This is a genomic window from Pseudomonas sp. URIL14HWK12:I6, from assembly GCF_000514195.1.
GTDB classification, from domain to species: domain Bacteria; phylum Pseudomonadota; class Gammaproteobacteria; order Pseudomonadales; family Pseudomonadaceae; genus Aquipseudomonas; species Aquipseudomonas putida_A.
Genome location: NZ_AZVL01000019.1, coordinates 1 through 23400 on the forward strand (window position 1 = coordinate 1; position 23400 = coordinate 23400).

The window sequence follows — 23400 nt, forward strand, 5'->3', positions numbered from 1 at the left end:
CGCGACCAGCACATCAAAGCCTTCAATCGTATTGGGAACTTCAAAGCCGTCTTTCTGTGGTTGAACCCAGACGACCAGATTGGATTTGGAGATATCGATGCCGACCCAGGAAATCATGGCAAAACCCTCTTACACTCAGAAGTGAGAGTGCTCTGGCTTTGCCCACGCTTGTGATTCGAGTGGCGCTCGTCCAACTGTTCGGGCTTATGGGCCAGAGTAGAAAGGTGGATGGCAGCTTTGCTCCCACTCGTGCTTCAAGCACCGCGGACTCACAGCTTGCCATCCACCCCTCTCACCCCAGAGTTTATTCCCTTACTCAGACACAAGCGGGCTTGCTCGCGAAGGCGGTGTGTCAGTTACATCAATGTTGAAGGTGAAGACGCCTTCGCGAGCAAGCCCGCTCCCACAGGAAGCCGTATCGTGTTCGGAAAACGGGGAGGGTGTGGGGGCCAGCGGCTGAGCCGCCAGCCCCGTCACAAATCCGCAGGGTCTGACTCGATCATCAAACCCGGTGGGGCTCAGGCGTCAGGCGCCTGGTCTTTCGGTGCATCAACATCAACATCAACATCAACATCAACATCAACATCGTCATCAGTCGCCACTTCACCGTCAGGGTTCAGTGCCGCTTCTTCAGCCTGTTGTTTCTTGCGCTGAAGCTTTTCCTCTTTCTTCTTTTCCTTTTCCAGGTCTCGTTGACGTTTGGCGAAGGAGTAATTGGGTTTGGCCATGGGCGATCCTCTGGGGTCGAAGGTGAGGTTGAGCGGCGCGTATTCTGCCCTGTATCGGTGCCCGGCGGTTAGCCGGGTTTTTGGTCGACCCACTTGGGCGTGACGGTCGGCTTCCAGTTATCCAGGGCGTCGAGCAGCGATTGTGCTGATTCGCTCACTTGCAGCATGTCACGGTGTGGGGCGCGAACGAAGCCTTCGCCGACGATATGGTCAAGAAAAGCCGTGAGTTTGCTGTAAAAACCGTTCACCTCAAGCAGCCCCAGCGGTTTGCCGTGGTAGCCGAGCTGGCCCCAGGTCCAGACTTCGAACAGCTCTTCCAGCGTGCCGAGACCGCCGGGCAACGCGATGAACGCATCGCTCAGCTCGGCCATGCGTGCCTTGCGCGCGTGCATGCCATCGACGACTTCGAGGCGCGTCAGGTTTTTGTGGCCGATCTCCTTGTCCATCAGACTTTGCGGAATGATCCCGATCACCTCGCCGCCAGCGGCCAGGGCGGCGTCGGCGACAAGGCCCATCAATCCCACGGCACCACCACCGTAAACCAGCGTCAGTTGGCGCTCGGCGAGTGCCCGGCCAAGGGCTTGGGCGGCTTCGGTGTAAGCCGGATCAGTGCCGGCGTTGGCACCGCAAAATACACAAACGGATTTGAGAGACATGCCTTCCTCCTGGGTCAATCCGTCACAGGGTAATGGCTGGCACGCCTTGATCCAAGGACTAAGCTTCGCGTTCTGGCGATTCAAAGGTACCGCTGGCGCCACAGGCGTAGGCGGCGAGCAAACTGCACAACAGACCGTTAAAGAACATGACAGGCACTCCGTTTCAGTAGATGCGCCGATCATAGGCCCGGCCTTGGATTCTGGCCGGTAGATTGTTTCGATGAGTGTCATAGCCTGAAAGTTGTATACAATTTTTGACTCAAGTCATAGGAACTTGCGAAGATTTCAGGCAGTCTTTCCACCATTCGTGTTTTTGTTAACCCTGCCTTGGAGATTCACCATGTTTTCCAAAGTTGTTGCGGTATCCCTGCTGGCGCTGGCCAGCAGCCAATTGATGGCTGCCGAGTGCAAAACCACCGTTGATTCCACCGACCAGATGTCCTTCAACACCAAGGAGATCGTGATCGACAAGAGCTGCAAGACCTTCACCGTCGAACTGACTCACTCCGGCAACCTGCCGAAGAACGTCATGGGCCATAACCTGGTGATCAGCAAAGAAGCCGACATGCAGCCGATCGCTACCGACGGCCTGGCTGCCGGCATCGACAAGAACTACCTGAAGGACGGTGACGAGCGTGTCATCGCTCACACCAAGATCATCGGCGCTAAGGAAACCGACTCGCTGACCATCGACGTGTCCAAGCTCAAGGCTGACGAGAAGTACGGCTTCTTCTGCTCGTTCCCGGGCCACATCTCGATGATGAAAGGCACCGTGACCCTAAAGTAATACTGCTCACACGTAACACGAAAAACGCCGCTGCAAGTGATTGCAGCGGCGTTTTTTCTGCTGATCAAATCTGCACCTTACCTCATTTCTGTGATCATGACCGCCCGTCGGAATTGCCCTCGTACCTGTAATTTCTGACAGTAGACACGGATTTCGAAGAAGCCTCGAATGAGGGTGCGCTCAGATGACTGTACGCATCCATTCCGAAAAAGGAGTTTTCGTATGACCGATCAAGAGAAATTACCCCAGCAGCGTACGTTGGTTCAGGATCCGAACAGAAGTAATGTGACAAGCGGAACCGTCATTGAGACAGTTACCAATGGCAATGGTGAACTCATCGAAAATGGCGGGGTCAGCACAAATCCATATTTGTCTTTTGTTGGTTCCGCTGCTCCCAATCAAAAGGCGCAGCTTTTCGACAACGGTGTCCCTGCGCATTCCCCGGTAAATGTTGATCACGTTGGCCACTACAGTTTGATCATTACAGATCAGAAAAACGGGCCGCATTTCTACACCGTGGAAACCACCGACGGGCAGGCGTCTGATCCATACATAGTTCACATGAAACTGTCCCTGCACGCCGCAATTTTGTGGATAAACGATCCCAACGGAGACGTCATCGAAAATAGTGGAAGCACTACGTTTGTCGATCTGAGCTTTGTAGGTGAGGGAGAGCCAAATACAACAGTCAGTCTTCTGGATCGCGGAATTCATGTAGGCACACTGAATATCGATGCAAATGCGCACTGGAGTGCTGTGCTGAACGGACTGTCAGTAGGGGCGCATAGCTTCACAGTGGTAGGAAGCGATGGTGTTGAATCCAGTCCCTGGAACATTCGAGTCGTGAACTCCGTGCCGGTAAGCATCCAGTTTCTTCTGGGAGAAAGCGGGCAGTTGATCGACAATCACGAGCAAACGACCGATACATCGTTAACGGTTGTCGGTACGGCAAACCCTGGTGAAAACGGAACAATCGTCGACTACGATAACGATCTGGTTAAATTCGCGGCTAACTTGAATGGAATCTACACGGCAAAGATTTCGAATCTGGCTGAAAAGGTTCACACCATCAGAGCGGTAACGGCGAGTGGTCGAGTCTCGGACCCTTGGGCATTCAGGGTGGTTGCACCCAAAGCCCGTTAAATCGTTTATTGACACTGCTAAAGCCCGCTGAGGATCACTCCTTAGCGGGCTTTTCATTCACTTACCGATCAAGGCGCAAACGGCATGACCCGTTTGTGATGAGTCTTGTTGTACGTATTGACGATGATGTCGAACGCTTCCTGACGCACCGGCTCGCCGTGCAGGAAGGCGTCGATCTCGGCGTAAGTCACGCCGTGGGAGGCTTCGTCCGGTTTGCCCGGCGACAGGTCTTCCAGATCCGCAGTCGGCACTTTTTCCACCAGCGATTCCGGTGCGCCAAAGCTGCGGGCAATCGCCCGGACCTGGTTTTTCACCAGACCGCTGAGCGGGGCCAGGTCGCAGGCGCCGTCACCGAACTTGGTGAAGAAGCCCATCACCGCTTCCGCCGCGTGGTCGGTGCCGATCACCAGACCGTGCGCGGCGCCGGCGATGGTGTACTGGGCGACCATGCGCATCCGCGCCTTGGTGTTGCCGAGCACAAAATCCACCGACACCGCATGTTTGCCTTCGAACGCCGCCACTTCCTTGGCCAGTGATTTGACCGCCGGGCCGATGTTCACCGTGTGGCGTTCGTCCGGAGCGATGAAGTCCACCGACGCCTGGGCGTCGTGCTCGTCGAACTGGGTTTCGTACGGCAGGCGCACGGCGATGAACTTGTAGGCGTCGTCGCCGGTGCGCTCGCGCAGTTCACGCATGGCGCGCTGGGCCAGGAGGCCGGCGGTCAGCGAGTCGACACCGCCGCTGATGCCCAGCACCAGGGTCTTGAGGCCGGAATTGACCAGGCAATCCTGGATAAAGGTGATGCGCCGGGCGACTTCCGCTTCGAGGGCCTGATGCCCGGCGAATGGCGGTTGCACCTTGAGCTGTTCAGCAATCTCACGCTGTACGGCTTGCATGAATTCACTCCTTGCTAGATAGACTGGAATCGGCAGGAACCTGGAACACGTGTCGCAAATAGGCGACGAAATTCGGGTCTTTGCAGTGGGTCTTGCCGGGCTCGTCGGAGATCTTCGCCACCGGCTGGCCGTTGCAGGCGGTCATTTTAAGCACGATGCTCATCGGTTCGACACCCGGAATGTCACAGGTCAGGTTGGTGCCGATGCCGAAGCTGACGTTGATCCGCCCGTGCAGCGCGCGGAAGATCTCCAGCGACTTGGGCAAGGTCAGACTGTCGGAGAACACCAGGGTCTTGCTCATCGGGTCGATGCCGAGCTTGTGGTAGTGGGCGATGCACTTTTCACCCCACTGCACCGGATCCCCGGAATCGTGGCGCAGACCGTCGAAGAGCTTGGCGAAGAACAGGTCGAAATCGCCGAGGAAGGCGTCGGTGGTGATGCAATCGGTGAGAGCAATCCCCAGCAGGCCACGGTATTCGCGCACCCAGCAGTCGAGCGCGGCGATCTGGCTGTCGATCAAGCGTGGGCCGAGTTGCTGGTGGGCCATGATCCATTCATGGGCCATGGTGCCCAGCGGCTTCATATCCAGTTCCCGTGACAGGTGCACGTTGCTGGTGCCGACGAAGCGCCCGGGGAAATCGTGCTTGAGCACGTTGACCACTTCTTCCTGCACGCGGTACGAGAAGCGCCGGCGAGTGCCGAAATCAGCGACCTGCAATTGCGCCAGTTCGTCAGCCGAGGCGTTGGCGCTGAGCCAGTCGAACTTGCGATACAGCTGTTCCCGCGCCTGCACCAGCTCGATTTCCCGATAGCGATAGCGGTTGCGCACTTCGCTGACGATCGCCAGCAACGGTACTTCGTAGAGAATCACATGCAGCCACGGGCCGCGCAGGCGGATGAACAGTTCGCCGTTCTCGATCCCGGTGTGCAGGTAGCGCAGGTTGAAGCGGAACAGTCCGAGAAAGCGCAGGAAATCCGGTTTCAGGAAGGTGATGCGCTCGAGAAAGCTCAACTGGTCGGCACTCAGGCTCAGCTCGGCCAGGCGCTCGATCTGGTAGCGAATCTCGGCCAGATACGGCCGCAGATCCTCGCTGTTACGGCAACGAAACTCCCATTCGACTTCGACGTTGGGGTAGTTGTGCAGCACCGCCTGCATCATCGTCAGTTTGTAGAAGTCGGTGTCGAGCAGGTTCTGCACGATGCGATCGGCAAACACACTCTCGCTCATAAACGGGGTCTCCAGGTGCACCGCGCGGTTGCGCGGGATCAATCAATGACGCTAGTGGCGCATATCAGCGGTGGGGATTGCCAGCAATTTTTTAGATCACCGCAGAACCCTTGTGGGAGCGAGCCTGCTCGCGAAGGCGTCATTTCAGTCGACATTGACATTGAATGTGCCGGCCTCTTCGCGAGCAGGCTCGCTCCCACAGTTTTCAATCGGGTCAGGCATTCGGGCTGTCGATCTGCTCCAGCATCCACTTCACAAAATCCCGCACCTTCGGCACTTCCGCCGCATGCTCCGGGTAGGCCAGGTAATAGGCGTCGGAACTGGGCATTGCATGCTGCCAGGGAATGACCAGTTTGCCGTCGGCCAATTCCTCTTCCACCAGAAACCGTGGCAGCAGCGCCACACCGCAGCCGACCTGGGCAGCGCGGATGCACATGTAAAAGGTTTCGAAACGCGGGCCGTGGTAGCTGTGTTCGGTGTGGTAACCCTGACTGTCGAACCAGTCATGCCACGCCTGTGGGCGCGAGGCGTTTTGCAGCAGCACCAGATCGGTCAGTTGCGTCGGATCGGTGAAGGGCGTGTCCGGCAGGCTGCCGGGGGCACAGACCGGTACCAGCTCTTCGCCGAACAGCTTCAGGCATTCGGTGCCGGGCCGTGAGCCTTGGCCGAAATAGAACGCCAGATCGCTGCGCCCCTGTAGCAAATCGTCGGCCTCCTGCTCGTTGCACAAGTCGAGATGGATCGACGGATGGCGCAGACGCCAGCCCTTCAGACGCGGTACCAGCCAGCGCGCGCCGAAGGTCGAGGGTGTAGAGACGCGCAGGACTTCGGTCTCGCCGCCGTAGGAACGCAGGTAATGCGTGGACATTTCCACCTGGGTGAGGATTTTTCGGACTTCCACCAGGTACAAATCCCCGGCCGGGGTCATCTGCAAGCGACGACGCACCCGACGGAACAACAAGTGCTGCAACAATTCCTCAAGCTGCGCCACTTGCTTGCTGACAGCGCTCTGGGTCAGGTTCAGCTCTTCGGCGGCCCGGGTGAAGCTCAGGTGCCGGGTCACGGCCTCGAAGCACTGCAATGCGGTGATCGACGGCAAGTGGCGTTTGTTCAGCATGGGTGATCCCTTTTTCTTGTCTTTCTGTGCGCAGCATGAATAAACGGAATGATATCTCGCGTAAAGGTCGTTTGTTGCCTTGCCCTCGGGAAGCTACAACTAAAGGCCTGCCCGGTCGTTTGCATTCGGCCGCACACATTCTGTTTTTCGCTTGAGGAGTGACCCATGGTTGCCGCATTGCTTGATCGTCTTGGTGTGAACCCGGCCCTGTATCAGAACGGCAAAGTGCCGGTGCATTCGCCCATCGACGGCAGCCGCATCGCCGCCGTGAACTGGGAAGGCCCGGCCGAAGTTGAGCAGCACATCAGTCGCGCAGATCATGCTTTCGAGCTGTGGCGCAAGGTGCCGGCCCCGCGTCGCGGCGAACTGGTGCGTCAGTTCGGCGAAGTGCTGCGTGAGTACAAGGCTGACCTCGGCGAACTGGTGTCGTGGGAGGCGGGCAAGATCACTCAGGAAGGCCTCGGTGAAGTGCAGGAGATGATCGACATCTGCGACTTCGCCGTCGGCCTGTCGCGTCAACTGTACGGTTTGACCATCGCCTCCGAGCGTCCGGGCCACCACATGCGTGAAACCTGGCATCCGCTGGGCGTGGTCGGCGTGATCAGCGCGTTCAACTTCCCCGTCGCGGTGTGGGCGTGGAACACCACGTTGGCACTGGTCTGCGGTAACCCGGTGGTGTGGAAGCCGTCGGAGAAAACCCCGCTGACCGCACTGGCCTGTCAGGCGCTGTTTGATCGCGTGGTGAAAAATTTCACTGATGCGCCGGCGAATCTGTGCCAGGTGATCATCGGTGGCCGTGACGCCGGCGAAGCGCTGGTGGATGACCCGCGTGTCGCGCTGATCAGCGCCACTGGCAGCACCCGTATGGGCCGCGAAGTGGCGCCGAAAGTCGCCGCACGTTTTGCCCGCAGCATTCTCGAACTGGGCGGCAACAACGCGATGATCCTCGGCCCGAGCGCCGATCTGGACATGGCCGTGCGCGCCATTCTGTTCAGCGCGGTCGGCACTGCCGGTCAGCGTTGCACCACCCTGCGGCGGCTGATTGCCCATGAATCGGTGAAGGAAGAAATCGTCACTCGCCTCAAAGCCGCGTACGCCAAAGTGCGTATCGGCCATCCGCTGGAAGGCAATCTGGTCGGCCCGCTGATCGACAAACACAGCTTCGAAAACATGCAGGACGCGCTGGAGCAGGCGCTGAGCGAGGGCGGCCGGGTGTTCGGCGGCAAGCGTCAGCTCGAAGAGCAGTTCCCCAACGCCTACTACGTGTCGCCGGCCATTGTCGAAATGCCAGAGCAGAGTGATGTGGTCTGCAGCGAAACCTTCGCCCCGATCCTTTACGTGGTCGGCTACAGCGACTTCCAGGAAGCGCTGCGCCTGAACAATGCGGTGCCGCAAGGCCTGTCGTCGTGCATCTTCACCACCGACGTGCGCGAGGCTGAGCAGTTCATGTCGGCGGTCGGCAGCGACTGCGGCATCGCCAACGTCAACATCGGCCCGAGCGGCGCGGAAATCGGCGGCGCGTTTGGTGGCGAGAAGGAGACCGGCGGCGGTCGTGAGTCGGGCTCCGACGCCTGGCGCGCGTACATGCGCCGCCAGACCAATACCGTGAACTACTCGCTGGAGTTGCCGCTGGCGCAGGGCATTACCTTCGACTGACAGGTGGAGATCCCCTGTAGGAGTGAGCCTTTGTGGTGAGGGGATTTATCCCCGACCGGCTGCGAAGCAGCCGCAAAACGTTGTATGCGGTTTTGTCTGGCAGTACGCGATTGCAGGTTTTGGGGCCGCTACGCAGCCCGTCGGGGATAAATCCCCTCACCACAGGGTTCGCTCCCACAGGATCAACAGTGTGTTTGGCAGGTTTCTGTTGGAGTCTGGCAATGCCGTTACGCGAAGAATGTCTGTGGGAAAAACTCACGCCGCAGCGCCCGGATAACACCGCGCTCAAGGGTGAGGTCAAAGTCGATGTCTGCGTGATCGGCGCCGGGTTTACCGGGTTGTCGGCGGCGCTGCATCTGTTGGAAAAAGGCAAAAGCGTCTGCGTGCTCGAAGCGCATCGTGCCGGGCATGGCGGTTCCGGACGCAACGTCGGGCTGGTCAACGCCGGCATGTGGATCCCGCCGGATGAGATCGAGGCCGGATTCGGCGAAGCGGTCGGCAGTCAACTCAACCGCATGCTCGGGGCGGCGCCGGCGCTGGTGTTCAGCCTTGTGGATAAATACAACATCGATTGCCAGTTGCGCCGCGAAGGCACCCTGCACATGGCGCACAACGCCAAGGGCGAAGCGGATCTGCGCAGTCGCGAGCAACAATGGAAACGTCGCGGGGCACCGGTCGAGCTGCTCACCGGCAAGGCCTGCGAGCAAGCCACCGGTACGCAGAAGATTGCTGCGGCGTTGCTCGACCGGCGTGCCGGCACGCTCAATCCGATGGCCTATGTCACCGGACTGGCTAATGCGGTGAAGGGCTTGGGCGGGCAGATGTTCGATCACTCGCCAGTCACCCGTCTCGAGCGCGTGGGCCAGCAATGGTCAGTGCAGACCGAGCACGGTTCGGTGCTCGCCGAGCAAGTGGTGATCGCCTCCAACGCCTACACCGAGGGCGACTGGACCGAACTCAAGCGCAACTTCTTCCCCGGTTACTACTATCAGGTCGCGTCGGTGCCGCTGACCGAAGACGCCGCCCATGACATCCTCCCCGGCGGTCAGGGCTCATGGGACACGCGGCAAGTGTTGAGCAGCATCCGTCGCGACAAGGACGGCCGCTTGTTGCTCGGCAGTCTGGGCAACGGCAATCAGAAACCCACCTGGTTCCTCAAGGCCTGGGCCGACCGGGTGCAGCAGCATTACTTCCCCCATCTGAAACCGGTGGAATGGGAATGCACCTGGACCGGGCGCATTGCTTTTACCCCCGATCACTTGATGCGGCTGTTCGAGCCGGCACCCGGGCTGGTGGCCGTCACCGGTTACAACGGTCGTGGCGTGACCACCGGTACCGTGGTCGGCAAAGCCTTCGCCGACTACCTGTGTGACGGAAATCCTCAAGCCCTGCCGATCCCCTTCGCACCGATGCAGCCCTTGGCCGGTGTCGGCCTGCGCAGCTGCCTGTACGAGGCCGGGTTCTCGCTGTATCACGCGGGCCAGTGCCTGCGCATCGTCATTTGAGTGTTGAAATATGTTGCCGGAAGCGGCGCTTTTCGGCGTAGCGACTAGCCTCTAATGGTGCGGGTTGTAGCAGTCCCGCACCAGCAGTGTGCAGTTCGGTGACGCGAGCTGTTACAGGCTGGTTGCACGTCGTTTGGTGCCGCGGTTGCAATGATGGCGCAAGCGGGTTGCGCCTCAGATTTAAAAAGGTTTCACCTTCCGCGGTTTAGACGGTTGCACGCCCAATGAAAATGGGAACGAAACAGTCGAAATAACAAGAAAGCAGCGACTTTTTGAAGAATAAAAAACCGATGGCACGGCGCTTGCTCAGAGCATTCAGTGAAGTGAAGTCGCAGTGCCAACTAAAAAAAACCTTGGAGCACCACCTCATGTCCCAGACGTTTTACAAGAAAGGCTTTCTGGCCCTCGCAGTAGCTACTGCGTTGGGTGTTTCTGCGTTTGCTCAAGCCGATGTGAAAATCGGTGTAGCGGGTCCAATGACTGGCGCCAACGCGGCATTTGGCGAGCAGTACATGAAGGGTGCACAGGCAGCGGCGGACGCGGTCAACGCGGCGGGCGGCGTCAACGGCGAGAAAATCGTACTGGTCAAGGGCGATGACGCCTGCGAACCGAAGCAGGCAGTGACAGTCGCCAAGGACCTGGTCAACCAGAAAGTCGCCGGCGTGGTCGGGCACTTCTGCTCCTCTTCCACCATTCCAGCCTCGGAAATCTACGACGAAGCCGGCGTTATCGCGATCACTCCGGGTTCCACCAACCCGCAGGTGACCGAGCGCGGCCTGAGCGCCATGTTCCGTATGTGCGGGCGTGATGACCAGCAAGGCATCGTCGCGGGCGATTACATCGTCGATGTGCTCAAGGGCAAGAAAGTCGCCGTGCTGCACGACAAGGACACCTACGGTCAGGGCCTGGCCGATGCGACCAAGGCTCAACTGGAAAAACGTGGCGTGAAGCCGGTGCTGTATGAAGGCCTGACCCGCGGCGAGAAAGACTTCAGCGCCGTGGTCACCAAGATTCGTGCAGCCGGTGCCGACGTGGTCTACTTCGGCGGCCTGCACCCGGAAGCCGGCCCGCTGGTCAAGCAACTGCGTACCGAAGGCCTGAAAGACGTCAAGTTCATGTCTGACGATGGCATCGTCACCGACGAACTGGTGACCACCGCCGGTGGCCCGCAATACGTCGACGGCGTGCTGATGACCTTCGGCGCTGACCCACGCCTGCTGCCAGACAGCAAGACGGTAGTGGACGCGTTCCGCAAGGCCGGCACCGAACCTGAAGGCTACACCCTGTACGCCTACGCGTCGGTTCAGACCCTGGCGGCCGCCTTCAACGGCGCCAAGTCCAACAGTGGCGAAAAAGCCGCCGAGTGGCTCAAGGCCAACCCGGTGAAAACCGTCATGGGCGAGAAAGCCTGGGACAAGAAGGGCGACCTGAAAGTCTCTGACTACGTGGTTTACCAGTGGGACAAGGACGGCAAATACCATCAGCTGGAAAAACAGAAGTAAGGGCTGACGCGATTCGCTTAACCCCCACCAATACCTGTGGGAGCGGGCTTGCCCGCGATGGCGTCAGGTCAGTCGACACACAGGTTGGCTGATCCACCGCTATCGCTGGCAAGCCAGCTCCCACAGGAGATCGGTGAGGATGGGCTGATCGTATCTGCATTGCTCCGACGTAAATCTGTATTTTTCCTAGAAGAGCCGCCCGCTCCGGTGGGCAGGTTCTCATTGCGTGAGATTGCGTTATGGATGGTATTTTCCTGCAGCAACTGGTCAACGGCCTGACCCTCGGGTCGGTCTATGGCCTGATCGCCATCGGCTACACAATGGTCTACGGCATCATCGGCATGATCAACTTCGCCCACGGCGAGGTTTACATGATTTCCGCGTACCTCGCGGCAATCAGTCTGGCTCTGCTGGCTTACTTCGGTATCGAATCCTTCCCGCTGTTGATGCTTGGCACGCTGGTTTTCACTATCGTCGTCACCGGCGTCTATGGCTGGGTAATCGAACGCGTCGCTTACAAACCTCTGCGCAACTCCACTCGACTGGCACCGCTGATCAGTGCTATCGGTATCTCGCTGATCCTGCAGAACTACGCCCAGATCAGCCAGGGCGCCCGTCAACAGGGTGTTCCGACGCTGCTCACCGGTGCCTGGCGCATCGATGTCGGCAGCGGTTTCGTCCAACTGACCTACACCAAGATCTTCATTCTGGTCGCCGCATTTGTCGGCATGGGCCTACTGACCTACGTGATCAAGTACACCAAGCTCGGCCGCATGTGCCGCGCCACCCAGCAAGACCGCAAGATGGCTTCGATCCTCGGGATCAACACCGACCGGGTGATTTCCTACGTGTTCATCATCGGTGCAGCAATGGCGGCGCTGGCCGGCGTGCTGATCACCATGAACTACGGCACGTTCGACTTCTACGCAGGCTTCGTCATCGGCATCAAGGCGTTCACCGCCGCCGTGCTTGGCGGGATCGGCTCACTGCCCGGCGCGATGCTCGGCGGGATCATTCTCGGGATCTCCGAGTCGCTGTTCTCGGGCCTGGTCAACTCCGACTACAAAGACGTGTTCAGCTTCTCGCTGCTCGTACTTGTTCTGGTCTTCCGGCCTCAGGGCCTGTTGGGCCGTCCTCTTGTGTCGAAGGTGTAAGCGATGTCTTCAACCACTCAAAAAAATATCGATATCAAAAAAAGCCTGGTTGAGGCGATTCTGGCCGGCCTGATTGCCCTGATCGTGTTCGGCCCGATTGTCGGCGTCGTGCTCGAAGGCTACAGCTTCAACCTCGAACCAACCCGCGTGGCGTGGCTTATCGGCATCGTGATGATCGGCCGCTTTGCCTTGAGTCTGTTTCTGCAGACGCCCAAGGGCCTGAAGATTCTCGACGGATTCGAGAGCACCGGCTCCGGTGTGCATGTGCTGCCTGCCGATCACAAATCACGTCTGCGCTGGATCATTCCACTGCTGATCGTGCTCGCGGTCATCGTGCCGTTTGTCTCCAACTCGTACCTGCTGGGCGTGGTCATCCTCGGGCTGATCTACGTGCTGCTGGGCCTGGGGCTGAACATTGTGGTCGGTCTGGCCGGCCTGCTCGACCTCGGTTACGTGGCGTTCTACGCCATCGGCGCCTACGGTCTGGCGCTCGGTTATCAATACCTCGGGCTGGGCTTCTGGACCGTGCTGCCACTGGCGGCAATCACTGCCGGTTTGGCCGGCTGCATCCTCGGTTTTCCGGTGCTGCGTCTGCACGGCGACTATCTGGCGATCGTGACTCTGGGCTTCGGTGAAATCATCCGCCTGATCCTCAACAACTGGCTGTCGCTGACCGGCGGGCCGAACGGCATGCCGGCGCCACTGCCGACCTTCTTCGGTCTGGAATTCGGCAAGCGCGCCAAGGATGGCGGGGTGCCGTTCCACGAGTTCTTCGGCATCGCCTACAACCCGGACGTGAAGTATTACTTCATCTACACGGTGTTGTTCCTGGTGGTACTGGCCGTGCTGTACATCAAGCATCGTCTGGTGAAGATGCCGGTGGGTCGCGCCTGGGAAGCGCTACGCGAAGATGAAATCGCCTGCCGCTCGATGGGCCTCAACCACGTACTGGTCAAGCTTTCGGCGTTCACCATCGGTGCATCGACCGCGGGCCTGGCCGGGGTGTTTTTCGCCACCTACCAGGGCTTCGTCAACCCGACCTCGTTCACCTTCTTCGAATCGGCGCTGATCCTCGCCATCGTCGTGCTCGGCGGCATGGGCTCGACCATCGGCGTGGTGATTGCGGCATTCGTGTTGACGGTTGCTCCGGAACTGCTGCGCGGCTTCGCTGAATACCGCGTGCTGCTGTTCGGCATCCTGATGGTGTTGATGATGATCTGGCGACCTCGCGGGCTGATTCGCATCAGCCGTACCGGGGTCACTCCACGCAAAGGTGCCATTCACTATGAGAGGACTGCGTCATGAGTGAAGTCGTACTCTCTGTGGAAAAACTGATGATGCACTTCGGTGGCATCAAGGCTCTGAGCGATGTCAGCCTCAAGGTCAAACGCAACTCGATCTTCGCCCTGATCGGCCCCAACGGCGCCGGCAAGACCACGGTGTTCAACTGCCTGACCGGGTTCTACAAGGCCTCCGGCGGCAAGATCGAACTCAACGTGCGCGGCAAGCAGACCAACGTCATCCAGCTGCTGGGCGAGTCTTTCAAACCGACCGACTTCGTCTCGCCGAAAAGCTTCCTCAGTCGCCTGTACTACAAGATGTTCGGCGGCACGCACCTGGTCAACCGCGCCGGCCTGGCCCGGACCTTCCAGAACATTCGCCTGTTCAAGGAAATGTCGGTGCTGGAAAACCTGCTGGTGGCCCAGCACATGTGGGTCAACCGCAACATGCTCGCCGGCATCCTCAACACCAAGGGCTACCGCAAGGCCGAAAGCGATGCGCTGGACTGCGCGTTCTACTGGCTCGAAGTGGTCGATCTGGTGGACTGCGCCAACCGTCTGGCCGGTGAACTGTCCTACGGCCAGCAACGCCGTCTGGAAATCGCCCGGGCCATGTGCACGCGGCCGCAGATCATCTGCCTCGACGAACCGGCCGCCGGCCTCAACCCTCAGGAAACCGAAGCGCTGAGCGCGATGATCCGGCTGCTGCGCGACGAGCACGATCTGACCGTGGTGCTGATTGAACACGACATGGGCATGGTCATGAGTATTTCCGACCACATCGTGGTGCTGGATCACGGCGTGGTCATCGCCGAGGGCGGTCCCGAGGCGATCCGCAACGATCCGAAAGTGATTGCCGCCTACCTGGGCGCCGACGAAGAGGAGCTGGTATGAGCAAACCGATCCTCGAACTCAAAGACCTGAACGTGTTCTACGGCCCGATCCAGGCCCTCAAGGGCGTGTCGCTGCAGATCAACGAAGGCGAAACCGTCAGCCTGATCGGCTCCAACGGCGCGGGTAAATCGACGCTGCTGATGTCGATCTTCGGCCAGCCGCGCGCGGCGGGCGGGCAGATCCTCTATCAAGGCGTCGACATCACCCACAAGTCCTCGCACTACATCGCCTCCAACGGCATCGCGCAGTCGCCGGAAGGACGGCGGGTGTTCCCCGACATGACCGTCGAGGAGAACCTGCTGATGGGCACCATCCCGATCGGCGACAAATATGCCAAGGAGGATATGCAGCGCATGTTCGAGCTGTTCCCGCGGCTCGAAGAGCGCCGTACCCAGCGGGCGATGACCATGTCCGGTGGTGAGCAGCAGATGCTCGCCATTGCCCGTGCGCTGATGAGCCGGCCGAAATTGCTGCTGCTCGATGAGCCAAGCCTGGGGTTGGCGCCGATCGTGGTGAAACAGATCTTCGCCACCCTGCGGGAACTGGCGAAAACCGGCATGACCATTTTCCTCGTCGAGCAGAACGCCAACCATGCGCTGAAGCTGTCGGATCGGGCGTATGTGATGGTCAACGGCGAGATTCGTCTGACCGGTACCGGCAAGGAGTTGTTGGTGAATGAGGAGGTGCGTAACGCTTATCTGGGCGGGCACTGATTCTACTTGAGTTGTCCACAAAGCCCCGCGACGAAAGTCCCGGGGCTTTTTACATCCCAAGTCCCGCACAAATCCCTTGTGGGAGCGGGCTTGCTCGCGAAGAGGGTGTGTCAGATAACGCCGTGTTTTATGACACATCCTCTTCGCGAGCAAGCCCGCTCCCACAGTTGATCTGCACCAGATTTCAGAATTGTGGAAAACAAATTCCCATAGCTGCCAAAGCGCGACATATAGACGCTGCAAATGGCTGTTTTTCCACAGTTTTGACTTGTCCCCGTTTACTGTGGAGCTGGCTGTGAATAACGTGGGAGTAGCTGGCTGAAGCCCTTGTTTTCCGTGGCTTGCAGGCTGGTGATCGCTTTTTGATCAGGCGTTTTTGCTGGAGCTGAAGACGCTGTTGTCAACCTTTTTCTAGGCTGTTCTGTAGAAACAATTACGTGTGAGCAAGCCTGTGGATAAGTCTGTGACTAAACTCTGGAAAGACTCCGCTGAGGGCCGTAATTACTGGCCTCGCGCAATCACTGCACTGACCGTCCGGTCGTGCAAAATGCCATCTCCGGCACAACAGCGGCTCCAGGGTCAAGCAAAAAACTTTCTGTTTCCTGCGCAAAGCCTTGTATGGCGCGGCTTTGCGCGTTTCCACTTGCCCCCGGAAACTGTGGAAGGGACTGTGGATAACGTGCGTGCACATGGCTACAGGCCAAGCCACATACGGTGTAGCGACGATTGATCAAATTTTGATCGGAAGATGTCCCGGTGCGGGAGTTGCTCGTAAATGCCGGGCCGGGCATGCTGGCTGCTGATTTTCTATTCCAATGGCTGCGCTGGCGGCCGACGCAAGGAGAACACGATGTCCAACACCCTGTTTATTACCGGCGCAACCTCCGGTTTTGGTGAAGCCTGTGCCCGTCGTTTCGCCGAGGCTGGCTGGAAACTGGTGTTGACCGGCCGTCGTGCAGAACGTCTCGATGCGCTGTGCGCCGAGTTGTCGAAGCAGACTGAAGTGCATGGTCTGGTGCTCGACGTGCGTGACCGCAAGGCGATGGAAGAGGCAATTGCCAATCTGCCGCCGTCGTTCGCCAAGCTGCGTGGCCTGATCAACAACGCCGGGCTGGCGCTGGGCGTCGATCCGGCACCCAAATGCGACCTCGACGACTGGGACACCATGGTCGATACCAACGTCAAAGGCCTGATGTACAGCACTCGTCTGCTGCTGCCGCGGTTGATCGCTCACGGCCGTGGCGCCGGCATCGTCAACCTCGGTTCGATCGCTGGCAACTACCCGTACCCGGGCAGCCATGTGTATGGCGCCACCAAGGCGTTCGTTAAACAATTCTCGCTGAACCTGCGTTGCGACCTGCAGGGCACCGGCGTGCGCGTCAGCAACATCGAGCCAGGCCTGTGTGAAAGCGAGTTCTCGCTGGTGCGCTTTGCCGGTGACCAGGAACGCTACAACGCCACTTACGCCGGTGCCGAGCCGATCCAGCCGCAGGACATCGCCGAGACCATCTTCTGGGTGCTCAACGCCCCGGCGCACATCAACATCAACAGCCTGGAGCTGATGCCGGTGAGCCAGACCTGGGCGGGGTTTGCGATCGAGCGTAACAAAGCCTGATACCGCGTCACCGTTGTTCGCGAGCAGGCTCGCTCCCACATTGGAATGCATTTCAAAGTGGGAGCGAGCCTGCTCGCGAATATGTCAAATCGGCCAAAACAGGACGATAGGGTAAACTCCCCTCGCAACAACCCCACCGCACACCGCGGTTTTTCAGGTTTTCGAGGAGTTAAAGTGAGTAACCGAGGTGAGCAGTCACTGCTCAAACAATCGACCATCCTGATGTTCGCGGTGTCGATTGCCGGGATCGTCACCGGTTTTGTTTCAGGTTCGCAATCCATCCTTTTCGATGGTTTTTTCTCGCTGATCGCAACGTTCATCAAAGTGCTGATGCTGATCACCGCCCGGCTGATCGCCAAAGAGAGCAATCACCGCTTCCAGTTCGGTTTCTGGCATCTGGAGCCGATGGTGCTGCTGATCGAAGGCAGCTTCCTGCTGTTGATCGCTATCTATGCGTTTCTCAACGGTGTGTTCGGCATCATCAACGGCGGCCGCGAGATCGAGCTGGGACTGGTGATCATTTATGCGGCGGTGTTCACCGTCGTCGAATTCGCCTATTTCTTCTACGTGCGTCGGCGCAATCGCAAGCTCAAGTCCAGCCTGATCCAGTTCGACAACATCAGCTGGCTGGTGGACGCGATGCTTTCGGTCGGCCTGTTGATCAGTTTTCTCGCCGCGTTGCTGCTCAAGGCCCAGGGCTTTGACGAGTGGGCGAAATTTGTCGACCCGCTGATCCTGATCGTGCTGGCGCTGACCATGTTGCCACCGGCGTTCAAGATCCTCGGCCCGGCACTGCGTGATGTACTGGGTATTGCCCCGGACACCCTGGATGATCAGGTGCGTCAGGTCATGGAAGCGGCGAAGGTCGAGCATGGTTTCGATGATTACGTGACCTACGTGCAGAAGCACGGGCGGGCGCGGTTTATCGAGATTCATGTGGTGTTGCCGGCGGATTACCGGCTGCAAAGCGTGGGGCAACTGGATGCGTTACGTGAGGAAATTTCGGCGCAGCTCGGCGAGCCGGATGCGGCACGCTGGTTGACGATCAGCTTTACCGGTGACAAGAAGTGGATTGCCTAGAGACCGTGTAACGGCTATTCGCGAGCAAGCCCGCTCCCACAGGGATCCAGGCTGTTCACAGATTATGTGTTCGCCGAAATTCCCATGTGGGAGCGGGCTTGCTCGCGAAAGCTATTTTTCAATCAACGCAGATATTCAGCCAGCCCGCTGTAGCACGTCGCCAAGTGATAAGGCGTCGTTGAAGGCATGTCCTTGCGGCTGACCTCTCCCAGCTCATCTCGGCATTCATGCCACCCGCCCGCGTGCAGAAACCGCTGCTGCAACGCCCGCATCTGGCGCAGCACGGTGGCTTCGCTGTCCGGGCGCAAGGTCAGGGCGCGCAGGTATTCCGCCTGAGCCCAGATCCGTTGCGTCGAATCTTTCGGGCGACCGTCCAGTTGCAGATCGAGCATCGCCCGCACCGCCCCTGAAGGCTGTTCAACACCGAATTGCTCGGTGAAAGCAAAGGCTCGCTCCAGCGCCGCGTGCAGTTTCGAGCCGCGCAGCAGGGCTGAAGATTCAAGCAGGAAATACCATTCGAACTGATGCCCTGGCTCGTACCAGTTATCCACAGCCCCCAGTGGTTTTTCCATCAACACGCCATGTTGCGGGTCGACGAACTGCTTGTGCATAGCTGTGCATAACTCGAGCAGCGCTTGCTGCGTCGGCGCGTCTTCACGCACCGCCAAGGTGGCGAGGAACGCTTCGGCCAGGTGCATCAGCGGGTTTTGCAGTGGCCCGGTTTGCAGGGTGATCCAGTCGCGGTCCAGGCAGGCTTCGTACAAGCCATCGCCGGTGGCGAAGCGTCGGCCGATGACTTCCAGTGCGGCGTTCAGCGTGGATTCCACCAGCGGCTCGCGGGACTTGGCCCAGTAATGGGCGCAGGCGAACAGGATGAAGGCGTGGGTGTAGAGGTCTTTGCGCTGATCCAGCGGCTTGCCTTGCGCGTCGATGCTGTAGAACCAGCCGCCGTGCTCGGCATCGTGGAAATGCCGTTGCAGCGAGCGGAACAGCGCGGCGGCGCGTACCTCGGCGTTATCCACAACCCCGATCAGGCTGGAAAACAGGTACAGCTGCCGTGCGCAGGCCATCGCCCGATAGCGTTGCGGTGGCAAGGGCTGATGCGCCGCGTCGAGTGCCTCGTAGGGCAGCGCCATGTCGGCGTTCCAGCCCGGGCCTTGCCAGAGCGGCACGATCACGTTCAGAAAGTGCTGTTGCACGTTGCTGAACAGGGCGGTCAATTCGGGCAGAGAGGTGGAGCGGCAAGCATGGGGCATTGGCGGACGTCGTCACGGCTGGGGCGATTGCGTGACATGGTAGCAGAGCGGCGGGCCTTAGAGACGCGGAGTCTGTCAGTCCGCCTTCGCGAGCAGGCTCGCTCCCACAGTGGATTTGCAGCGTACACAAAACCTGTGGGAGCGAGCCTGCTCGCGAAGAGGCCAGTGGCAGGCGCTAGAGAATCAACCGGCCAGCAACCACGCGCCAGTCACAGCCGAAGCGGCACCCGCCACGCGCACCAGAGGCGCAGCAGCCTGAGGCAGAAAACGAACCACCGCATAACCCGCCGCATGCAGGGCAGCAGTCGCCGCCACGAAGCCGGCGGCATACGCCCAAGGGCTGCTCATGTCCGGCAGCTCCAGGCCATGCGCCACGCCATGGAACAGCGCAAACAACGCCGTTGCCGCCACCGCCATCACCAGCGGTGGACGCACCGTCAGTGCCACTGCCAGACCCAGCGCCAGCACCGAAGCGGCGATCCCGCTTTCCAGCGCCGGCAACTCCAGCCCTTCAAAACCGAGCATGCCGCCGATCAGCATGGTGCCGACAAACGTGCACGGTAGCGCCCAGCGCGCCGCGCCTTGTTGCTGCGCGGCCCACAGGCCGACCGCGACCATCGCCAGCAAATGGTCGAGGCCACCGATCGGGTGGCTGATGCCGGCGACCAGACCGCTGTCGCCGTGGCCCGGGTGGGCGAAGGCCAGGGCTGGGGTCAGCAGCAGCGCCACGGCGCCGAGAATGCGTTTGAGTGTCATGGATAAGCTTCCTTGTTGGTCAATAAGTCAGGCGGCGTTCAGCAGGCCTTGGCGCTCGATGAAGGCGATGATCTCTTCAAGGCCCTGGCCGGTTTTCTGGTTGCTGAAGACGAATGGCTTGCCGTTGCGCATGCGCTGGGTGTCGCTATCCATCATTTCCAGCGAAGCACCGACCAGCGGCGCCAGGTCGATCTTGTTGATCACCAGCAGATCGGACTTGCAGATCCCCGGGCCGCCCTTGCGCGGCAGCTTGTCGCCGGCGGAGACGTCGATCACGTAGATGGTCAGGTCTGACAGCTCCGGGCTGAAGGTTGCCGACAGGTTGTCGCCACCGGATTCCACCAGAATCAGGTCCAGCCCCGGAAAGCGCCGGTTCAGTTGATCGACGGCTTCGAGGTTGATCGAAGCGTCTTCGCGGATCGCCGTGTGCGGGCAGCCACCGGTTTCCACGCCGATGATCCGCTCCGGCGCCAGTGCTTCGTTGCGCACCAGAAAGTCGGCGTCTTCGCGGGTGTAGATGTCGTTGGTGACGACGGCCAGGTTGTAGCGATCGCGCAATGCCAGGCACAGGGCCAGGGTCAATGCGGTCTTGCCGGAACCGACCGGGCCGCCGATACCGACGCGCAGGGGTTGTGTGTTCATGTGCTTCTCCAAGATGACAGGCCCTAAGAGCGAAACAGACGGCTGTACTGGCGCTCATGCGCCATGCACGCCAGGGACAGGCCGAATGCGGCGCTGCCGATGTGTTCGGGATTGATGCGGGTGGCGTCCTGCTGCGCCTGTTGCAGCAGCGGCAACAGTTCGCTGGTCAGGCGCTGGGCGGCTTGCTGGCCCAACGGCAGGGTTTTCATCAGTACCGCGAGCTGGTTTTCCAGCCAGCTCCACAGCCACGCGGCGAGCGCATCCTGCGGACTGATTTGCCAGGCGCGGGCAGCCAGTGCCCAGCCAAGAGCGAGGTGCGGTTCGGCGCATTGCTCAAGAAAGCTGCGGGCTGGCGCGTCGAGTTCCGGCAAACCGTTGAGCAATTGCTGCAGCGAGTAACCCATCTGCCGGCTCTCCAGATGCAACTCACGGGTCTCGCGACTGGCACGGTGGGTTTCGCAGAGATGCAGCAACTCGGGCCAGTTTTCCTCGGCCGCGGCCTGACAATGAGCCAGCAGCAGCGGCGCCTCGAAACGGGCGAGGTTGAGCAGTAGTTGATCGCTGATCCAGCGGCGGGCGCTGTCCGGGTTGTTCACGCGGCCGTTATCCACCGCCATTTCCAGGCCTTGCGAATAGCTGTAGCCGCCAATCGGCAGTTGCGGACTAGCCAGGCGCAGCAGCGCCCAGGCCGGATTCACAGGCGTACGCCGAACTGATGGAGTTTGGGCGCGTAGTTGAAATCTTCGTCGCCATGCCGCGAATGATGATGGCCGCCGCCGTAGGCACCGTGTTCCGGCTGGAACGGCGCTTCAATCGCCTCGACCTGGGCGCCGAGCTGTTCGAGCATGGCCTTGAGCACGTAATCATCGAGCAGACGCAACCAGCCATCGCCGACTTGCAAGGCGACGTGGCGATTGCCCAGATGATAGGCGGCGCGGGTCAGTTCGAAGGCATTGGCGCAGGTGACGTGCAGCAGTTGCTCGGGGCGGGCGCAGACGCGAACGATGCGGCCGTCCTCGGCCTGCAGGCATTCGCCGTCATATAACGGTGCCTGACCGCGCTCCAGAAACAACCCGACGTCTTCGCCATCGGCACTGAAACAGCGCAGACGGCTTTTGCTCCGCGCTTCGAAGGTCAGGTGCAACTCGGCGGACCAGACAGGTTGAGGGTCGATTCTGCGATGAATCACCAGCATCGGAAAGCTTCCAGCAGTGGACTTGTAGGAGGGCTAGAGCAAGGGGCTTGCCAACCGGGCGAGATGTAGGAAATCCCTGTCGGAGCGTAGAGGATGTTTCAAGATGTTGCAGAATTTTGGAATGTTTTGGTGCGTGAAGATTTTTACATGCACCAAATCGGCGCCGGCTCCGATCCAAATGTGGGAGCGAGCCTGCTCGCGAAAGCGGTGGGTCAGCAAATTGGAAGTTGGCTGATACGACGCCTTCGCGAGCAGGCTCGCTCCCACAGGGGAGTAGGGTGTGTCAGTAATAGGAGGGGGAATTACTCGGTACTGCCCAACCCTTGCCAGTGCTTGAGGCCGATAAAGATGAAGCGCAATTGCTGGGTGATCTTCGCCTGCGGCGTCAGATGCTCCGGCAGGGCCTCGGCGGGCGGGTCAATGATGTCCGGCAGGGTGGCGAATACCGATTTGACGATCAGGTCAGCGATCACGCTCAGGCCGGCTGCATCCAGATGTTGCAGCTTGGGCATCAGCGTCAGATCGGCCGCAAGGTCGGCGCTGATGTTTTCGCGCAGACGGCCAATCGCCTGACGCACAGGCTGCGAGCCGCCGTATTGCTCACGAGCGAGAAACAGGAATTGCGAACGGTTGGCGCTGACCACGTCGAGGAAGATCCGCACCGACGCATCGATGATCCCGCCCATGACGAATTCGTTGTGGCGCACCAGGCGGATGGTTTCGCGGAAGGTCTGGCCGACTTCACTGACCAGCACCAGACCCAACTCGTCCATGTCGGCAAAATGCCGATAGAAACCGGTGGGCACAATGCCGGCGGTCTTGGTCACTTCGCGCAGGCTCAGGCTGCCGAAACCTCGGCCGCTTTCCATCAAATGGCGGGCAGCGTCCATCAGGGCGTTGCGGGTCTGTTGTTTCTGTTCGGCGCGGGGCAGCATCGCAAAGGCGTTTTCTTGAGCGGGACAAGCGCCGCACTCTAGCAAATCGGCTTTGCTGGCGTCGAACGGCAGGGGGAAAAGTCAGCAGGAAAAAAGGTTTCGCAGATTGTCGGTACTGAAAAAGTCAAAAGCCCAATCCGGTGATTGGGCTTTTTTTCCAGGCCGCCATGGGCTTAGCTCAAAGCGCTGTTGCGTTCGATCACACGGTCACCACCGCCTTCGGCAACGGCTTGGCCCAGTGGGGTTTTATCGAAACCGTCTTCAGCCAGGGTCTGGCCTTGTGGAGTACGGTCGCTGCCATCGGAAGCCAGGGTCTGACCTTGTGGAGTTTTATCATAGCCGTCTTCAACCAGACCTTTCTGTTCCAGGCGATCACGGCCGCCTTCTGCTACAGCTTGACCTTGTGGGGTCTTGTCGTAGCCATCTTCAACCAGACCTTTTTCTTCCAGACGATTACGACCGTTTTCAGCCAGGGTCTGACCTTGTGGGGTACGGTCGCTGCCGTCAGCCGCCACAGTCTGGCTGAACACCGAGTGGCTGGATTTCACTTGTGGGGTAGCCTGATCGGCAGCGGGCAGGGCGAAAGCAGTGCTGGCTAGCATCGACAGGGTAAGGCTGAGCAGTAATTGGCGTTTCATGATGGGTTGCTCCTTGGGAGGGCG

Annotated in this window: 23 protein-coding genes; 11 read left to right on the top strand and 12 right to left on the bottom strand. The window is 59.7% G+C overall.

Annotation, left to right across the window (positions count from 1 at the left end; translation table 11 throughout):
* Positions 1–518 precede the first annotated feature (518 nt).
* Positions 519–728 (bottom strand): hypothetical protein, encoded by a 210-nt coding sequence (locus H043_RS0121160; protein ID WP_027613524.1) that lies wholly within the window; start codon positions 726–728, stop codon positions 519–521.
* Between the two features lie 68 nt (positions 729–796).
* On the bottom strand, positions 797–1384 hold the full coding sequence (locus H043_RS0121165) for a TIGR00730 family Rossman fold protein (RefSeq protein WP_027613525.1): 588 nt from the start codon (positions 1382–1384) through the stop codon (positions 797–799).
* Between the two features lie 340 nt (positions 1385–1724).
* Between H043_RS0121165 and azu the strand changes: the two genes are divergently transcribed.
* The gene (azu, locus tag H043_RS0121175) at positions 1725–2171 is read left to right on the top strand and encodes an azurin (RefSeq protein WP_027613526.1); all 447 of its coding nucleotides are present in this window, start codon (positions 1725–1727) and stop codon (positions 2169–2171) included.
* Between the two features lie 222 nt (positions 2172–2393).
* On the top strand, positions 2394–3314 hold the full coding sequence (locus tag H043_RS29260) for a hypothetical protein (RefSeq protein WP_049827931.1): 921 nt from the start codon (positions 2394–2396) through the stop codon (positions 3312–3314).
* Positions 3315–3382: 68 nt separating this feature from the next.
* Here H043_RS29260 and nadE read toward each other — a convergent pair whose 3' ends face one another.
* The 3 genes from nadE to H043_RS0121195 all read right to left on the bottom strand — a co-directional run bounded on the left by nadE (position 3383) and on the right by H043_RS0121195 (position 6555).
* Entirely contained in the window at positions 3383–4210 is an 828-nt protein-coding gene (nadE, locus tag H043_RS0121185; protein WP_027613527.1) for an ammonia-dependent NAD(+) synthetase, read from the bottom strand.
* Positions 4211–4214: 4 nt separating this feature from the next.
* Positions 4215–5438 (bottom strand): nicotinate phosphoribosyltransferase, encoded by a 1224-nt coding sequence (gene pncB / locus H043_RS0121190; protein ID WP_003221154.1) that lies wholly within the window; start codon positions 5436–5438, stop codon positions 4215–4217.
* A gap of 214 nt (positions 5439–5652) precedes the next feature.
* Positions 5653–6555 (bottom strand): LysR family transcriptional regulator, encoded by a 903-nt coding sequence (locus tag H043_RS0121195; protein WP_027613528.1) that lies wholly within the window; start codon positions 6553–6555, stop codon positions 5653–5655.
* Positions 6556–6720: 165 nt separating this feature from the next.
* On the opposite strand from H043_RS0121195, the gene H043_RS0121200 reads away from it, so the two are divergent.
* The 9 genes from H043_RS0121200 to H043_RS0121240 all read left to right on the top strand — a co-directional run bounded on the left by H043_RS0121200 (position 6721) and on the right by H043_RS0121240 (position 17954).
* Positions 6721–8211 (top strand): aldehyde dehydrogenase family protein, encoded by a 1491-nt coding sequence (locus H043_RS0121200; protein ID WP_027613529.1) that lies wholly within the window; start codon positions 6721–6723, stop codon positions 8209–8211.
* 221 nt (positions 8212–8432) lie between these two features.
* Positions 8433–9716, top strand: coding sequence for an FAD-binding oxidoreductase (locus H043_RS0121205; protein ID WP_027613530.1), 1284 nt, complete (start codon positions 8433–8435; stop codon positions 9714–9716).
* A gap of 368 nt (positions 9717–10084) precedes the next feature.
* On the top strand, positions 10085–11218 hold the full coding sequence (locus tag H043_RS0121210) for an ABC transporter substrate-binding protein (protein ID WP_027613531.1): 1134 nt from the start codon (positions 10085–10087) through the stop codon (positions 11216–11218).
* Positions 11219–11457: 239 nt separating this feature from the next.
* On the top strand, positions 11458–12372 hold the full coding sequence (locus H043_RS0121215; protein ID WP_027613532.1) for a branched-chain amino acid ABC transporter permease: 915 nt from the start codon (positions 11458–11460) through the stop codon (positions 12370–12372).
* A gap of 3 nt (positions 12373–12375) precedes the next feature.
* Positions 12376–13677 (top strand): high-affinity branched-chain amino acid ABC transporter permease LivM, encoded by a 1302-nt coding sequence (gene livM / locus H043_RS0121220; RefSeq protein ID WP_027613533.1) that lies wholly within the window; start codon positions 12376–12378, stop codon positions 13675–13677.
* Positions 13674–14546, top strand: coding sequence for an ABC transporter ATP-binding protein (locus tag H043_RS0121225; RefSeq protein WP_027613534.1), 873 nt, complete (start codon positions 13674–13676; stop codon positions 14544–14546). Before livM ends, H043_RS0121225 begins: the two co-directional genes overlap by 4 nt.
* On the top strand, positions 14543–15259 hold the full coding sequence (locus H043_RS0121230) for an ABC transporter ATP-binding protein (RefSeq protein ID WP_027613535.1): 717 nt from the start codon (positions 14543–14545) through the stop codon (positions 15257–15259). Before H043_RS0121225 ends, H043_RS0121230 begins: the two co-directional genes overlap by 4 nt.
* Before the next feature lie 850 nt (positions 15260–16109).
* A complete protein-coding gene (locus tag H043_RS0121235; protein WP_027613536.1) occupies positions 16110–16874 on the top strand; it encodes an SDR family oxidoreductase in 765 nt (254 codons plus the stop codon).
* Positions 16875–17048: 174 nt separating this feature from the next.
* Complete coding sequence (locus tag H043_RS0121240) at positions 17049–17954, top strand: cation diffusion facilitator family transporter (protein WP_027613537.1); 906 nt, start codon at positions 17049–17051, stop codon at positions 17952–17954.
* Between the two features lie 122 nt (positions 17955–18076).
* Here H043_RS0121240 and H043_RS0121245 read toward each other — a convergent pair whose 3' ends face one another.
* The 7 genes from H043_RS0121245 to H043_RS0121275 form a co-directional block, all read right to left on the bottom strand.
* Complete coding sequence (locus tag H043_RS0121245) at positions 18077–19210, bottom strand: AGE family epimerase/isomerase (RefSeq protein WP_027613538.1); 1134 nt, start codon at positions 19208–19210, stop codon at positions 18077–18079.
* 183 nt (positions 19211–19393) lie between these two features.
* Entirely contained in the window at positions 19394–19966 is a 573-nt protein-coding gene (locus H043_RS0121250) for a HupE/UreJ family protein (protein ID WP_027613539.1), read from the bottom strand.
* Positions 19967–19993: 27 nt separating this feature from the next.
* Entirely contained in the window at positions 19994–20608 is a 615-nt protein-coding gene (ureG, locus tag H043_RS0121255; RefSeq protein ID WP_007966946.1) for an urease accessory protein UreG, read from the bottom strand.
* Between the two features lie 23 nt (positions 20609–20631).
* On the bottom strand, positions 20632–21306 hold the full coding sequence (locus tag H043_RS0121260) for an urease accessory protein UreF (RefSeq protein ID WP_027613540.1): 675 nt from the start codon (positions 21304–21306) through the stop codon (positions 20632–20634).
* Positions 21303–21803, bottom strand: coding sequence for an urease accessory protein UreE (gene ureE, locus H043_RS0121265; RefSeq protein WP_003221180.1), 501 nt, complete (start codon positions 21801–21803; stop codon positions 21303–21305). The genes H043_RS0121260 and ureE overlap by 4 nt, the downstream gene beginning before the upstream one ends.
* A 302-nt stretch (positions 21804–22105) precedes the next feature.
* A complete protein-coding gene (locus tag H043_RS0121270) occupies positions 22106–22738 on the bottom strand; it encodes a TetR family transcriptional regulator (RefSeq protein ID WP_027613541.1) in 633 nt (210 codons plus the stop codon).
* A 173-nt stretch (positions 22739–22911) separates the two neighbouring features.
* On the bottom strand, positions 22912–23376 hold the full coding sequence (locus H043_RS0121275; protein ID WP_027613542.1) for a hypothetical protein: 465 nt from the start codon (positions 23374–23376) through the stop codon (positions 22912–22914).
* Positions 23377–23400 lie beyond the last annotated feature (24 nt).

Coding starts and splice junctions, on each gene's coding strand:
- H043_RS0121160 (WP_027613524.1), bottom strand. CDS start 728: ATGGCCAAACCCAATTACTCCTTCGCCAAACGTCAACGAGACCTGGAA.
- H043_RS0121165 (WP_027613525.1), bottom strand. CDS start 1,384: ATGTCTCTCAAATCCGTTTGTGTATTTTGCGGTGCCAACGCCGGCACT.
- azu (WP_027613526.1), top strand. CDS start 1,725: ATGTTTTCCAAAGTTGTTGCGGTATCCCTGCTGGCGCTGGCCAGCAGC.
- H043_RS29260 (WP_049827931.1), top strand. CDS start 2,394: ATGACCGATCAAGAGAAATTACCCCAGCAGCGTACGTTGGTTCAGGAT.
- nadE (WP_027613527.1), bottom strand. CDS start 4,210: ATGCAAGCCGTACAGCGTGAGATTGCTGAACAGCTCAAGGTGCAACCG.
- pncB (WP_003221154.1), bottom strand. CDS start 5,438: ATGAGCGAGAGTGTGTTTGCCGATCGCATCGTGCAGAACCTGCTCGAC.
- H043_RS0121195 (WP_027613528.1), bottom strand. CDS start 6,555: ATGCTGAACAAACGCCACTTGCCGTCGATCACCGCATTGCAGTGCTTC.
- H043_RS0121200 (WP_027613529.1), top strand. CDS start 6,721: ATGGTTGCCGCATTGCTTGATCGTCTTGGTGTGAACCCGGCCCTGTAT.
- H043_RS0121205 (WP_027613530.1), top strand. CDS start 8,433: ATGCCGTTACGCGAAGAATGTCTGTGGGAAAAACTCACGCCGCAGCGC.
- H043_RS0121210 (WP_027613531.1), top strand. CDS start 10,085: ATGTCCCAGACGTTTTACAAGAAAGGCTTTCTGGCCCTCGCAGTAGCT.
- H043_RS0121215 (WP_027613532.1), top strand. CDS start 11,458: ATGGATGGTATTTTCCTGCAGCAACTGGTCAACGGCCTGACCCTCGGG.
- livM (WP_027613533.1), top strand. CDS start 12,376: ATGTCTTCAACCACTCAAAAAAATATCGATATCAAAAAAAGCCTGGTT.
- H043_RS0121225 (WP_027613534.1), top strand. CDS start 13,674: ATGAGTGAAGTCGTACTCTCTGTGGAAAAACTGATGATGCACTTCGGT.
- H043_RS0121230 (WP_027613535.1), top strand. CDS start 14,543: ATGAGCAAACCGATCCTCGAACTCAAAGACCTGAACGTGTTCTACGGC.
- H043_RS0121235 (WP_027613536.1), top strand. CDS start 16,110: ATGTCCAACACCCTGTTTATTACCGGCGCAACCTCCGGTTTTGGTGAA.
- H043_RS0121245 (WP_027613538.1), bottom strand. CDS start 19,210: ATGCCCCATGCTTGCCGCTCCACCTCTCTGCCCGAATTGACCGCCCTG.
- H043_RS0121250 (WP_027613539.1), bottom strand. CDS start 19,966: ATGACACTCAAACGCATTCTCGGCGCCGTGGCGCTGCTGCTGACCCCA.
- ureG (WP_007966946.1), bottom strand. CDS start 20,608: ATGAACACACAACCCCTGCGCGTCGGTATCGGCGGCCCGGTCGGTTCC.
- ureE (WP_003221180.1), bottom strand. CDS start 21,803: ATGCTGGTGATTCATCGCAGAATCGACCCTCAACCTGTCTGGTCCGCC.
- H043_RS0121270 (WP_027613541.1), bottom strand. CDS start 22,738: ATGCTGCCCCGCGCCGAACAGAAACAACAGACCCGCAACGCCCTGATG.
- H043_RS0121275 (WP_027613542.1), bottom strand. CDS start 23,376: ATGAAACGCCAATTACTGCTCAGCCTTACCCTGTCGATGCTAGCCAGC.